General features: G+C 59.6%; 22 protein-coding genes and 1 pseudogene. 14 read left to right on the top strand and 9 right to left on the bottom strand.

What is annotated here, in order from left to right:
- Nucleotides 1–205: 205 nt before the first annotated feature.
- The 6 genes from GVI59_RS17725 to GVI59_RS17700 form a co-directional block, all read right to left on the bottom strand.
- A complete protein-coding gene (locus GVI59_RS17725; RefSeq protein ID WP_173575382.1) occupies nucleotides 206–388 on the bottom strand; it encodes a hypothetical protein in 183 nt (60 codons plus the stop codon).
- Nucleotides 385–795 (bottom strand): type II toxin-antitoxin system VapC family toxin, encoded by a 411-nt coding sequence (locus GVI59_RS17720; protein ID WP_061274652.1) that lies wholly within the window; start codon nucleotides 793–795, stop codon nucleotides 385–387. The genes GVI59_RS17725 and GVI59_RS17720 overlap by 4 nt, the downstream gene beginning before the upstream one ends.
- Nucleotides 792–1064 (bottom strand): antitoxin, encoded by a 273-nt coding sequence (locus GVI59_RS17715; protein ID WP_173575381.1) that lies wholly within the window; start codon nucleotides 1062–1064, stop codon nucleotides 792–794. The genes GVI59_RS17720 and GVI59_RS17715 overlap by 4 nt, the downstream gene beginning before the upstream one ends.
- A gap of 209 nt (nucleotides 1065–1273) precedes the next feature.
- A complete protein-coding gene (locus tag GVI59_RS17710; RefSeq protein ID WP_173575380.1) occupies nucleotides 1274–1615 on the bottom strand; it encodes a hypothetical protein in 342 nt (113 codons plus the stop codon).
- Between the two features lie 63 nt (nucleotides 1616–1678).
- Nucleotides 1679–2179 (bottom strand): hypothetical protein, encoded by a 501-nt coding sequence (locus tag GVI59_RS17705; RefSeq protein WP_173575379.1) that lies wholly within the window; start codon nucleotides 2177–2179, stop codon nucleotides 1679–1681.
- Entirely contained in the window at nucleotides 2176–2376 is a 201-nt protein-coding gene (locus tag GVI59_RS17700; RefSeq protein WP_173575378.1) for a hypothetical protein, read from the bottom strand. Before GVI59_RS17700 ends, GVI59_RS17705 begins: the two co-directional genes overlap by 4 nt.
- Between GVI59_RS17700 and GVI59_RS17695 the strand changes: the two genes are divergently transcribed.
- Nucleotides 2375–2566 carry a hypothetical protein gene (locus GVI59_RS17695; protein WP_110570456.1) on the top strand — a complete coding sequence of 64 codons (192 nt, stop codon included), beginning with the start codon at nucleotides 2375–2377 and terminating at the stop codon, nucleotides 2564–2566. The two genes, GVI59_RS17700 and GVI59_RS17695, sit on opposite strands and share 2 nt — an antisense overlap.
- Before the next feature lie 155 nt (nucleotides 2567–2721).
- Here GVI59_RS17695 and GVI59_RS19215 read toward each other — a convergent pair.
- A pseudogene (locus GVI59_RS19215) lies at nucleotides 2722–2988 on the bottom strand (HU family DNA-binding protein); the annotation flags it as partial.
- Nucleotides 2989–3140: 152 nt separating this feature from the next.
- On the opposite strand from GVI59_RS19215, the gene GVI59_RS17685 reads away from it, so the two are divergent.
- The 5 genes from GVI59_RS17685 to GVI59_RS17665 all read left to right on the top strand — a co-directional run bounded on the left by GVI59_RS17685 (nucleotide 3141) and on the right by GVI59_RS17665 (nucleotide 5435).
- The gene (locus tag GVI59_RS17685; RefSeq protein ID WP_173575376.1) at nucleotides 3141–3590 is read left to right on the top strand and encodes a PIN domain-containing protein; all 450 of its coding nucleotides are present in this window, start codon (nucleotides 3141–3143) and stop codon (nucleotides 3588–3590) included.
- The gene (locus tag GVI59_RS17680; protein ID WP_166318638.1) at nucleotides 3587–3793 is read left to right on the top strand and encodes a hypothetical protein; all 207 of its coding nucleotides are present in this window, start codon (nucleotides 3587–3589) and stop codon (nucleotides 3791–3793) included. The genes GVI59_RS17685 and GVI59_RS17680 overlap by 4 nt, the downstream gene beginning before the upstream one ends.
- A gap of 11 nt (nucleotides 3794–3804) precedes the next feature.
- A complete protein-coding gene (locus GVI59_RS17675) occupies nucleotides 3805–4557 on the top strand; it encodes a hypothetical protein (RefSeq protein WP_173575375.1) in 753 nt (250 codons plus the stop codon).
- 15 nt (nucleotides 4558–4572) lie between these two features.
- Complete coding sequence (locus GVI59_RS17670) at nucleotides 4573–4923, top strand: hypothetical protein (RefSeq protein WP_173575374.1); 351 nt, start codon at nucleotides 4573–4575, stop codon at nucleotides 4921–4923.
- 77 nt (nucleotides 4924–5000) lie between these two features.
- A complete protein-coding gene (locus GVI59_RS17665; protein ID WP_173575373.1) occupies nucleotides 5001–5435 on the top strand; it encodes a hypothetical protein in 435 nt (144 codons plus the stop codon).
- Here the strand turns inward: GVI59_RS17665 and GVI59_RS17660 are convergent.
- A complete protein-coding gene (locus GVI59_RS17660) occupies nucleotides 5408–6043 on the bottom strand; it encodes a nuclease-related domain-containing protein (RefSeq protein WP_173575372.1) in 636 nt (211 codons plus the stop codon). The two genes, GVI59_RS17665 and GVI59_RS17660, sit on opposite strands and share 28 nt — an antisense overlap.
- A 295-nt stretch (nucleotides 6044–6338) precedes the next feature.
- On the opposite strand from GVI59_RS17660, the gene GVI59_RS17655 reads away from it, so the two are divergent.
- The 5 genes from GVI59_RS17655 to GVI59_RS17635 all read left to right on the top strand — a co-directional run bounded on the left by GVI59_RS17655 (nucleotide 6339) and on the right by GVI59_RS17635 (nucleotide 8286).
- Nucleotides 6339–6944 (top strand): hypothetical protein, encoded by a 606-nt coding sequence (locus tag GVI59_RS17655; protein WP_173575371.1) that lies wholly within the window; start codon nucleotides 6339–6341, stop codon nucleotides 6942–6944.
- A gap of 191 nt (nucleotides 6945–7135) precedes the next feature.
- Nucleotides 7136–7375, top strand: a complete 240-nt coding sequence (locus tag GVI59_RS17650) for a hypothetical protein (RefSeq protein WP_173575370.1) — start codon at nucleotides 7136–7138, stop codon at nucleotides 7373–7375.
- 55 nt (nucleotides 7376–7430) lie between these two features.
- Complete coding sequence (locus GVI59_RS17645; RefSeq protein ID WP_173575369.1) at nucleotides 7431–7622, top strand: hypothetical protein; 192 nt, start codon at nucleotides 7431–7433, stop codon at nucleotides 7620–7622.
- 18 nt (nucleotides 7623–7640) lie between these two features.
- Nucleotides 7641–7805 carry a hypothetical protein gene (locus GVI59_RS17640; protein WP_173575368.1) on the top strand — a complete coding sequence of 55 codons (165 nt, stop codon included), beginning with the start codon at nucleotides 7641–7643 and terminating at the stop codon, nucleotides 7803–7805.
- Nucleotides 7806–7836: 31 nt separating this feature from the next.
- Nucleotides 7837–8286, top strand: coding sequence for a hypothetical protein (locus tag GVI59_RS17635; RefSeq protein ID WP_173575367.1), 450 nt, complete (start codon nucleotides 7837–7839; stop codon nucleotides 8284–8286).
- 49 nt (nucleotides 8287–8335) lie between these two features.
- Here the strand turns inward: GVI59_RS17635 and GVI59_RS17630 are convergent, their stop codons facing one another.
- Entirely contained in the window at nucleotides 8336–9205 is an 870-nt protein-coding gene (locus tag GVI59_RS17630; RefSeq protein WP_173575366.1) for a helix-turn-helix domain-containing protein, read from the bottom strand.
- A 588-nt stretch (nucleotides 9206–9793) separates the two neighbouring features.
- Between GVI59_RS17630 and GVI59_RS17625 the strand changes: the two genes are divergently transcribed.
- From GVI59_RS17625 to GVI59_RS17615, 3 genes are all read left to right on the top strand, one after another.
- Nucleotides 9794–10474 (top strand): hypothetical protein, encoded by a 681-nt coding sequence (locus GVI59_RS17625; protein WP_173575365.1) that lies wholly within the window; start codon nucleotides 9794–9796, stop codon nucleotides 10472–10474.
- Between the two features lie 112 nt (nucleotides 10475–10586).
- Nucleotides 10587–10856, top strand: a complete 270-nt coding sequence (locus GVI59_RS17620) for a hypothetical protein (RefSeq protein WP_146222780.1) — start codon at nucleotides 10587–10589, stop codon at nucleotides 10854–10856.
- A 315-nt stretch (nucleotides 10857–11171) separates the two neighbouring features.
- Nucleotides 11172–11351, top strand: a complete 180-nt coding sequence (locus GVI59_RS17615) for a hypothetical protein (protein WP_173575364.1) — start codon at nucleotides 11172–11174, stop codon at nucleotides 11349–11351.
- Nucleotides 11352–11598: the final 247 nt, after the last annotated feature.

Here is an 11598-nt window from a genome sequence, read left to right as displayed (position 1 = left end):
TCAGAGAAAAGAGAAATAAAGATGTCGAGCCTTGTTCGGAGAGCCTTCTACTGGAGCGCACTATCTATTCTGGATGGCTGCCTAATCGCGGATATTAGATGCCTTTCAAGCACTCTGAATTCACTTTGCATCCATCACCATCTGGACGGCTGTAAGCAGCCATGCAGGTTGACGGCCTGAATGGCTGCTTGTCAGATCTCCTTGCCTAATAAGAGACGTTCCGCACTCCCCCCATTGCTGTCCATATCTCGGCCTGCTTCCGGATGATCTGTTCCTGACGTTCTGCAATTTCGTCCATCCGGGAAACCGCCTTCCCGATAGCGCGACTCAAGTCATCGAACGCTCGCAAGCCCGCCTCAAGATCGGCAGTCGTCTGGTTTTCATTCATGCCAGATCCTCCAGCCAGTTCTCGACCTTCAGCCCTCTGATGCGGCTAAACTCGCGAATGTTGTTCGTCACCAAAGTTACTTTGAGAGTGTATGCATGGGCCGCGATCAGCAGATCATTCATGCCGATTATCTGCCCTGCCGCTTCGAGTTCGGCACGAATGCCGCCGTATTCGCCATCAGCCGGAATATCGAGCGGCAATATTGGTACAAAAGCCAGCACGCTTTCGACGCGGGCCAGGAGTTTCGCGGAGCCTTTTTTGGCGCATCCGTATCGCAGCTCCGCCGCCACGATGATGCTGGTGCAGAGATCTCCGGGATCGAGATGTTCGATGCGTTGCGCGGCAGGTCCTGATGGATTGCGGACAAGATCGCTGATGATGTTGGTATCGAGAAGATAGGCGTTCACAGGATGTCTTCCGGTCTGGCGGCTACATCGTGAACGTCGGGAAAATCGTCCTCGGGAGCCAGCGGCGGTTCTGTGCGCCATGCAGCGAGGAGTTCGTTCAGTGTAGATGGTGTCTTGACGGGCTCAAGAACCAGCCTGTCACCGTCGCGGCGGATAAGCACGCGGTCTCCCGGCAGTTCAAATTCGACCGGAATGCGTACTGCCTGACTGCGATTATTCCGGAAGAGTTTGACTTCACGGGGCCGTGGATGGGTTTCAGGGACTGGCATGGGGGGCTCCTGATTGTATATCCCATATTGTATATGTCTTGGGGGAGGAAATCAAGGTTTTGATTGTCTCGGCGGGTGCGGGCAGAGCGGGGTGCGGATTAAATCCAAAGGGAGGAGATTCGTCAGCCTTTCCAGTCATCCTGCGGACACCGTTCGCTACTTCCGACGAAGCTGCCCCTGCTTTCGCAATCACGGCCTGAGAAGTGAAACTATATAAATTGCGCCAGCATATACGGCGCCGGGGTCAGGACCAGTGCACACACAACGGCGCGCAATCGTCTGTCTGCATCCGACGTCAGGATTGCGAAGCCCGCTTCAAGATTGAACAGCATCCAGATCAGCAACAATCCGACGCGGTACCAGCCGGGAACCGATTCATACGCCCGCGCAGCAGCCGGGACTTCGTTTAATACCGCTATGATGAGGACGGCCTGCCCAATCATAAGCGGCGTGACGATTGAGATCGCGCGGCGTGTCGCTGTTCGCGCAGGGTCAAAGACGGGTCCAACGATTTCCTGCAGTATCGGATCCGCTGTTTTGGCATCAGTCATCGGATATACCTCTGTCTGCAGACACAATGATATAGTGTCGGTCGTATTGCTGGCGGTCGTCATTCAGTTTTTAGTCTTTACTTGCTGATCACCATGAACGAACGTCTTGCGACCGCAAAGGGCTGACGAAGAGGAAAGTTTTCTCTGCCCTGTGAAGCGCCAGACGAAGCGGCCGAGGCGAACAAACAGATAAGCGGCCACGGTCATGCTGAGCAGAACGCCCCACGCACCGAGGATAGTGTAAAACCGGAAAGCTGCACGAAACTGATCAGGGTGCATGGCCATCTGACACAGGTTGAACTGCTCTTTGGTCGCCGGGTCACGGTGAGGCACTGACAGGGGCACAGACGGTAAAGGAAGAGGCCTGGTCCAGGCCCGGCACGCCTCGACAAAAGCCATCGTTCCGTCCCGCATCTGTTGGCTCACTGGCCCCTCGGGCGTATCGATCGTCGGCCGGTTCAGAGGCGCTGGTCCGACGGATGGGCCTGCCATGGCTGTTGCGCAGGGCACGGGCGTCGCCACGAGGATGAGGACTGCCGGAAAGGAAGCGCGGAGCTGCATCACATCGTGCTCCTGGGCGCAGGGTGAGTCGGCGTGAGGCCGTAACCCCATGCCGGGGTCATATCTGTCCGGCGTATGCGTCCGCGCTGCGAAAGCGTTGACCGGACGGCGGTATAGCCGGAGTGAGCCCGTCGGATGACCGCGCATTCGCCTGGTGTGCGTCTGTGCAGCAGCGCGGTGAGGCGGTTATGAGATGTCATGAAGAAGATCTCCTGCTTGTGCGAGGAGATCAGTGTCGGCCACCATCATGCGACCAGTGATAAGAAAATGCGCGGAAAACGTCTTGGCCGGTCGCTGATTCGTCAGGCAGCAGGCCTCGCGGCAACGACCGCACGCTCGCTACCCGCTATCTTTCAGCTACCCGCTATCCGTATGGTGGCGCTTGTGTGAAGCCGCCCTCAGGCCGTGCGCCGAGCGCGGGTCTTTTTCGCGGGAGCGGCTGCCGTATCCGCAGCGGCGGCGCCTTTGGCCGGTGATTTCGTGGATGTTCTGACTGACGCTCTGGTCGACGCTTTCTTTGTCCTGACCGCAGGTTTTGGTGGCGCAACACGCGCTTTCAGCACGGGAGACGCCTTGAAACGAACGGTCCGTCCGGCTTCAACCTGGACCGTTTCCAGAGTGCGGGGATTCAATGCCGTGCGCGCCGGGGTGTCTTTCACCCGAAACGTGCCGAAGCCGGGCAGGGTAAAGCTGCCGGTTTTCTCCAGCTCGGAGACAAGTGCCTCGATCAGATCGTCGGCTGCCTTACCGGCGGCAACGCCGGTGCTTGCCATGCTGTCCTGCAGCACCGCTGCGATGAACGCCTTGCTCATATTGGTGTCGTATCCTCTTTCGGACGGCATTGACGCTGGTGTCGGCCGACACCTCGAAATGCCACAGAAATAGTCTGCCCGTCATCAGGGCGAGGTTTGCGGTCGCATCATCGGCGTGTCCCGTCTGTGATCGACGGATTGACGAGGGTCTCATGAACCACATTGGCCAGTCGTTTTCTGAATCGAAAACAGGCACGACGCTGCATGTGCTGATCGATTATGAAAACGTGCAGCCGGACATTCTGGCCTTGTGCGGTCGTGATGACGTCCGGGTTCACGTCTTCGTCGGTGCATTGCAGACAAAGATCAGCATCGATCTGGCGCAGGCCATACAGGGGCTGGGTTCCCGCGCTTCTTACGTGCGCATCAGCGGAAACGGTCCGAACGCTCTGGACTTCCATGTGGCGTATTCTGTCGGACATCTCTCTGCGCTGGATCCCGACGCACGCTTTCTGATCGTCTCGAAAGATACGGGTTTCGATCCGCTGATCCTGCATCTGTGCGAGAAGGGGATTGTCTGCGAAAGGGCTCCGTCTCCGCCGGAGAAACCTGTGGCGCCCGAAAAAGGAGGGTGCTGCAAAATGGCTCTGAGGAGCGCGTGAAGAAACTGGTGGCGTGTCTGCAACGTCAGGGAGCAGCAAAACCGAAGCGCCGGAAGTCGCTGCAGGCAACAATTCTTTGTCTTTTTGGAAAGCAGCTCGACACAGGGGGAGCAGGCGCGCTCATTGACGAGATGCAGAGGCGAGGGATCGTCTCGTTCAACGGGGACAAGGTTGTGTACGCCCTGCCGAAGACGCCCGCGTAATGCGCCGTGGCATGATGTCTGCTCCTGCTGCCTCTGCAAATCGCGACACGAGCGCCGGGCATATGACGGATGGTTCCGATCTTTCACGTGGCAGTCGCATGATTCCCGGCCACGCAGGTAGTCCCGAACAAGGAGACATTCATGCCTGTCGCCCATGCCGTTCCATGTCGTTTCGTAAAGACCACACGATGCTGACGGTTCAGCATATCCTGATGGAAGAGGGCTTCCGTACAGCGGTCCAGCTCAGACCACCCATGACGCCGGATCGAAATGAGGGGCTTTCCTGGATCGTCCGGGAGGGTTCCGGACCACTTCCCTATGAAGGGTTCTCCGGCTGGTGGGCGACGGTGGATTATCCCCGCGATGCGGATGGCCGGATCCTGCCCGGCGGAGCGGCATTCCGGCTGCATTACGGACGGTATCGCACCATGCGACCGATCGTGGTCGGTGCAGTCGCATGGCGTGGGGCTGTCGGCGCGGAGCTGTGGCGGTCGGTGAAGACGCTTTTCGAGCAGGGGAGAGAGTCGGGACGGATCAGTCCGCCTCTTGACGCCTTGCCTCTGCCTCTCGATCTGGTGGCACCTCTCGATGCGCCATGGCTCGCCACCATTATTTCGTCATTTGTGCAGGGTATGGATTACGCGCGGCTGACCCCACTGCCGCGTATCGTACATGAGCTTGCCGCCGTTCTGTTTGCCGAGGCCCCGGTTCTGGCGGGACAGATGTATCCACCCGCGTCACGATTTCCGCTGCCGCTGTTCTGAAAGGGAGATGGCCCCTTGCGCTATATTTCCGGCGTCGCCGCCGTTTTGCTCATCGCAGCGTCTTTCTCCGCCCGCCCTGCCGAGGCGCAGTCCGTAATCGGCAGCCCGGTGACGCCGGCAGGCGGCCGTGCGGCGGGCAAGATGCCCACGACATTCGCGCCCCTTGCGCAGTCCATGGCGCAGCTGCTCGATGATGGCTTCCAGATCGTATCGCTTACCGGTGAAGATGGTGAAATGGTGGTTCTGCGCAAGGCGTTGCCCGGGCAGCCGGGAAGCAAATGGGTTCGATGCGAGCTGGCTGGTGGCGGTCAGTCAAAACTGATTTACAGCCGGTCGGTCTCATCGGATTGCCGTGCGCTGAACTGATGACTCTCATCCCCTCTGGTTCCGGCCGGGACTTGGGTCTTTAACTGTATCTGATTTGTTATAAGGACGTCTGATTTATGGCGAAGAAGCCTGCGCCGGCGATTGAGCCCGAGGACTGGTCTGACGAAGAGGCTGGTTTTCTCCCGCCACTTGAACCACCGACGCCGGTGCGGGATCCGAAGGATCTGCGCCCACACACCCGCCAGCTCACAGATATTCTGCGTGCCAAATTCCCGAAACGGTGGGTGGGCGTTGAGATTGGCACGCTGCCGCTTCGTTGCGAGGATGACCTGTTCTCGGATTTCATCAATCTTGGTGATGGCCTTGGAGTGCGTCTGGACTACGATCCCAATGAACCGGATCGGGTTCTCTGGATCAGCGCTGGCAACCGTGATTTCGGCGGCGAACCTGTCGACTTCCCCCGCGATAATGAGGCCTGCCGGGGACTGATGCTCACCGACAAGGAAACGACCGAGCTGCTCGACTACCTCGAAGAAGAAATGACCGGCTGAACATCGCGGGACTTCCTGGCATGGCGGGCGAGTTCGATGCGCCGCCATGCTTCCGCCAGCGACCCTTGAGAATCATTGCGCCCGAGACTGCCCAGCAGGGTCTCCAGCGCCGATAGCGAGAGGGTGCGGCTTGCCAGTGCCGGCGACAGGATTGCGGATCCTGCCATTACGACGTGGTTAAAAACCTGAATCGTCGGATCCACGAGACGGACCAGCGCATACACAGCCCGACAATGGCCGGCGTTCTGGATCAGAGGACTGTAGATCAGGCGAGCTGGCGCGTCGGCGTCTTCCCCGGCGAAACGCTGGCGCCATCTTTCGTCTTGCGGATGCCCGGTCAGCTCGCCGCCATAGCGCTTCGTTTCCACGACATGGATGCCGGCTGCGCTGAGAAACAGGTGGTCGATCTGGGTGGTCCGCTCATTTTGAGCGGGCAGGATGACATCGTGGAGAACGGGAAGCCCGCTGCGGTTGAGAACGTCCGCGACGGCGTTCTCGCCCTTGTCACCCTGAATCTCCGCCCGGAAGGACCGCCAGACCGCCTGTTCATGGGGCGTGAGGCGGGGATGTCCGGGGTTTCGAATGCCGCGCCGGCGTAATCTCACCATGAAGCCCACCTGCTCTTGTTACGAATGTCTCCTGCTGGTCTGGCTTAGCTGACACTCATGCGACCCGCCTGGTGGCGGTAATAGGAACGGGAATGGCGTCCTTAGCCGTGCAGAGTAGAGGGACCGCCGCCCAGCTAACCCACTCGCGAGAGGTCGCCTAACGCCTTCGAGGCAAGAGGATCTGATGCCATTTCTCGATCAGTGAAAAAGACATCAAGCTAATACGGGAATACTCTGGTAAAACAGAAATGTTCTTAACGTATTATGTGGTTGGTTTTATACTTAGGATACATGGATGGATCTTTCCAAGATACAGATTGCCCGTCGCCAACTTGGTGTTGCCACAGCTCTCTTTCTTGATAATACCGATCCGGTTTCTGTCCACTGCCTAGCATGTGGTGCAGCGGAAATTGTCGAAAGTATTGGATACCATTCCGACACCGAGAATTTCACCGGTCACATCCTTTTAGAGCATCCTGATTTGTCGAGTAATGATCGGCGAAATCTCCGAAAGCTTCGGAACCTGTATTGGAATGCGTTCAAACATGCTTCGAAGCGTGAAGGCAAAAATATGCGGGACGATGCAGAAATCCTCAGCCAATTCAACGACACCGTAAATGACCATACCCTGTTTATCGGCTGGGGAGATTATCGCCCGATTGCTCGGGCATTACCTATTGAGGCTCAGGTCTTCGCTGTCTGGTATATGGTTCTCTATGAAGAGAAAGTGGCGCCGGGCGTCGATCTGGTGAGTATGCGGCGCCGTTTCCCAGATCTGCGGTCGCTGGATCGTCTCTCTCAGAAACGCATGCTCCGGAATGTTATCGCTCAGGCGCGTCAACAAAATGATCTTATGTCAAACCATGCCACCGATCAGGATCCGTTGATACTTGGCCCCTGAGAGGACGACGCGACAATATCTTCTTGAGCAGTTGCGGGACGGTCGCCAGAAAACGAAAACACGCTCATCCAGGTCGGCACCGAGACCAAAGCAGACGCAACTCCGCACGATATAATTTCAAAAGGGCAGTTTACCGTTTGTAGTCGCATGTTGGCCTGGCATCCTGATGATGCACACAGGCAGGGCCTCCCATGGCATTTCAGCCAGATCTGTTCGGTTATGTCAGACCAAAGCGCGCCCGGCGTGTCCTGGCTCACGCCGTCGACGCTGGCGACCATGGATGCGTCTATGCGGCCGGCATGACCATGGTGGCACTGTTTCGCTGTGCCCGGTGTAACTGGGAATCCGGCTGGATCGAGTGCTCCACGATGACTGCCGTAAAACGTGGTATCGCCTGTGAGCCGTGTAACAAAGCGCCTGCTTCGTCATGATGCTGCTCATGCCGGACTGCTTCCCGGTCTGACGAACAACGAAAAGGATAAGCTTATGGCTGCAGCACTTCCGGATCCGGAGCACGCCGAGACCGTCAGGGACGGCATCGTGCAGGTCTTCGCCTTCATCACAAGTTATCGCTTCCTCGGAAACGTCGCTCTCAGCGTGATCGGAACAATACTGTTCGTCGTTCTGATGATCGTGATCAGCACGCGGCTGTCTGCGCCGAAAAATGACGCGGTCTGAGAGGCGCCAATGCTGCCGATGATGCTTCTGTCCTTTGTCTCCGGCCTCATAAGCGCTGTATGGGGCGGGTACATCCTCACGACACATCCCCGACGCGGCATTGCGATGGGCATGTGCGGCTCTGTGCTGATCGGACTCAGCATGTTCGCCGCGTCGGAGCTGGGAGCCGGTTATGATTTCTGATCGTCGCCCCATACATCAGAAAGGATGCAGAATGTCTCCGGCCCGGAAGCTTCTGGCAGGTCTCCTGCTTTCGTCCTGCTGCGCCCTGGCGCCACAGGCGCACGGGCAGATGCTCACCGCCATCAATCCGGCCAGTGACAGGACTGACAGCCGGGTGGTCGCCTACCTGCGGAGCCTTGGCGAGGCCGCTCAGAATGCGGTCGATACGCCCGTCACAAAGACAATCTGGCCACAGGATGTCGTTGTCTTCGGCAAGGCCTCCTATCTGGTTTCCGGACCCGATGCCTGCCCCGGAACCGGACATGCCGGCTGTATCGTCCTTCTCCCGGAAGCCCGGACCATAGAGGCCGATATGCACCCCATCGCCAGCGATGCCGCGCCGTTCCGGGGCCAGCTGCAGGTTCTGATCGTCAGGCCGGCCACGGTCACGCTGCGCCTGGTCAGAAACCTCGATACGGGCGAGATCCCCGCGTCCAGATGAATGATGTCGCCGGCGCCAAGGCGCCGCGACATCACAAAGCCATCGTGAATCAGTCCGCCATCAGGGACGCGGCCGAGACGTAGCGCCGCCCCGGTACGCTCACGACGCGGCCTTCATCCTGCAGTTTCCTGATGAGAACGCCGATGCGGTTGCGCGATCCGCCTGTTCGTGCCGCAAGCTCCCTTGTGGTCATCGGGTGGCTCAGCAGTGACAGCAGGGCGCTTTCCGTGGTCCAGCAGCCGAGGCCGCGCAGTCGTTCCCGTTCTTCCAACGGAAGCCGGTCCGCCCGGATGAACACGCCCTGCCGCACTTTCACCACCACGCCGGAATGAATGTAGTCGCGCACGTAGTGCTCCGTGGATTTCTCGCTGCCGCCCGCGAAGGCCGTGAGTTCACAAAGGGTCCGTTCTGTCTCCAGACAGGCCAGGACCTTCTCCTTCTGTGTCGCAAAGGTCGGATGCGGCACCGCCTTGCACGCCGATTTTCCTGCCCCCTCGCGGGCGACGTAGCGGCCGTCGTTCAGCCGGACGATACGACCCGAGGTGCTGAGCGGCGCGACCCGCGTCCGCGACCGGATCGCGAAACGGTCCGTGATTTCCTGTACCGTTCGCGGCGTGGCGAGATACGACACGATCTCCGGATCGAGCTGGTGCTTGTCCGGCTTCGGTCCGTTGTTCTCCGGATTGCCCGAGCCGGCCACCGCAATATAGGTGCCCCGGCTGATCCGGCTGACATATCCCTGTCTGAGCAGGCGGTTCAGATTGCCTGTGACGTAGCAGGTCGGTTTCCCCACAATCCGGGCGACCTCACCCGCGCTGCGGGCGGTGTCCAGAGCGCTCAGGATCTGGCGAACCACCGCGCCGCGACGCGGACTCACCGCTGCGGTATCCGGTCCTGCCGTGATCTGGTGATGTTTCATGCTCGATCTCCGACGTGTCCGCCCGGTCGCCTGACAGTGCGGCCCGGCTTCATTGTGCGACGGGTTCCTGTGTAGATCGCAAACATGCGACTTCGGCGAAACGGGTTCAAATAATTGTCCGTCCGGACTGCGGGTGTCGCTGTTCCGGGCGACGCGGGATGTTCCCCCGAAAGATCCGACGCGGAAAATGCCGCTGTTTCAGAAGAGAAAAGAAGAACATGGGCGGCCCCTTCGGGGTTCTCTCGCTCTGGTTCGCTAAGCGGCTGCGCCGCTAACCTCACTGGAGCCCCCTTCGGGGTCTCCCCGCTTACGCGCAACGGCTCGACCGGTCGCCTCTGGGATTGGTCAGGTGAATACTTATGTATTACTTCCTGCTTGTGTAAGTAAAGAAATGGGCGGGCGGAGAAAAAAGGATATTATTTGAAAATAAACGCAGATTTATCGCCTTTTAGTGCGCTTTTTTCTTGCGTTTATTTGGTGGGAGTACTATTCTGTATTTGTGGAAAGGGAAATGGTTCCCGCCACAGACGCCCCGCCCGGTGCTCGAACACCGAACGGGGCTGACGCCAGACAGAAAGGTATGGTTTCATGTCCAACGCTGCCAACACAATGACCGCCGCTCTCGTTTCCGCGCAAGAGAAGAAAGCATCCGGCAAGGCAAAAGCCGCGCAGAAGGCACCCGCCGCCCGCCGTTTCGAGGAAGCCGCCCGCCGCGCCCCGGTCATTACCATCGAAGCCGCCGAAGCCCTCATCCCCGTGCCCGACCAGATCAGCAAGATCGTTTCCCACTTTGGCCTTGACGACTTCGACGCCGACGGTCTCGCAGAGACAACCCGGCAGGCTTTCACCGCCATGGCCCGCAGCCTCTCCCCCGTCCTCGTCGTCACGACATGGAACGGAGAGGAAAACGACAAGGGCCTTGAAATGCACCTTCAGCGCATGGTCGGAGCCGCCGTCTCTTCCGCTTATGGTGCCGCCCAGTTCTATGACAACAAGCGCGCACAGGCCCGCGAGCTGTCCTCGCAGTTCAACGAATACCGCGAAGAGGACCGGCAGGGCGTTGACGGGCTGGAAAACAAGGCAGCGAACGCCCGCCGCTTCGCCGCAGAGCAGGGCATGAAAGCCGCCGCGCTGGTCGCCTCTGCCCGTGGTGCCCTCGCCGCCTACGAGGACATGATCGGCACCCCATGGAAGCCCTACGTGGCAGGCAACGCCCGCGCCCTCAATCAGCAGGCCGCCGCCGCCGAGATGGACGCCCTCGGCTTCTGATCCCACACGCCGGACCCCGACCGGGTCCGGCACCCTCTCACACCGGCAGACCCCGGAAAGGCGCAGCCCGCCGCAGTTTTTCACTCATGCACAAGCCCCGGAGAGTATGACGATGAGCCATGAATCTCTTGCCGACCGCGAATATGCCCGCAATGTGGGGCATGACAATCCGGAACGCGCCTACATCCTGTCCGACCGTGATGTGTGGTATCGAAATCCCGCTTATACCGGCCCGGAGTTGCCGCATCCCGAAGATGACAGCGCGGCCGATTTTATCGCTGAACATGGAATCGAGGCATGGCGTGCCCGTCCTCGCCGCTCACCCGTTCCGGGGGCGGGCTGGACCGCCTGGGGTGATGGCCGCGATCCTTGCCCGTTCTGATAGCTGCCCCCCCGGCCCGACGACAGCCGGCGGGCCGCACCGGAAAAACGCCGGTCCCAGCGTGCCGCCGCGAGGCGTCCGCCTCAAGCCCGCTTCGCGCCGCGCTCTGCGCGGTGCCGGCACGCCCCTCTCAGTGAACAGGGCCGCCCGGATCGCAGGGCTCGCGCCCCGCGCTCCGCGCAGCCCGGTTCACCTCAGGCGCATGCCGTCAGGCCTGACCCGGACGCCTCGCGGCCCTTCCGTCCGAAAGATTTTCCCGGTCGCATGTTTGTCCTGCCTCATGATCCTGTTGCCTCGCACTGAATAGGGTCTCTCATGTTCGGTAAAACCCGTGTCCAGGAAACCGTTATCACCATCGCCCTCGTGTTCGGCGTGTCTCTCCTGTATCTCGCTCTGACCGGCGGATTTACTGTGATCGGGTGTCTCGGTGCCGCCGGCACTACCGCCTGCGCCATGGCCGTGCGCGAGATGTTGGTGCCGTCCGAAAAATCCTGACGAAACCGGTCAGAAACGAAAAAAAAGCAAAATTCGGGGCGTCCCCTTCGGGGTTCTCTCACTCTGGTTCGCTAAGCGGCTGCGCCGCTAACCTCACTGGAGCCCCCTTCGGGGTCTCCACGCTTCCGCGCAACGGTTCGACGCGGATTTCTCACACTTGAGGCAATTTCGGGTCATTTTGTAGAATTCAGTCATCCCACAGGAGCCCGATCTGGAATATTGACGATATTCTGCTTCTGGCGGCGGG

The sequence above is a fragment of the Acetobacter sicerae genome (genome assembly GCF_011516765.1).
Classification (GTDB): Bacteria; Pseudomonadota; Alphaproteobacteria; order Acetobacterales; family Acetobacteraceae; genus Acetobacter; species Acetobacter sicerae.
The sequence above is the reverse complement of the archived record's forward strand: the minus strand, read 5'-3'. Positions and strand labels throughout refer to the sequence as shown.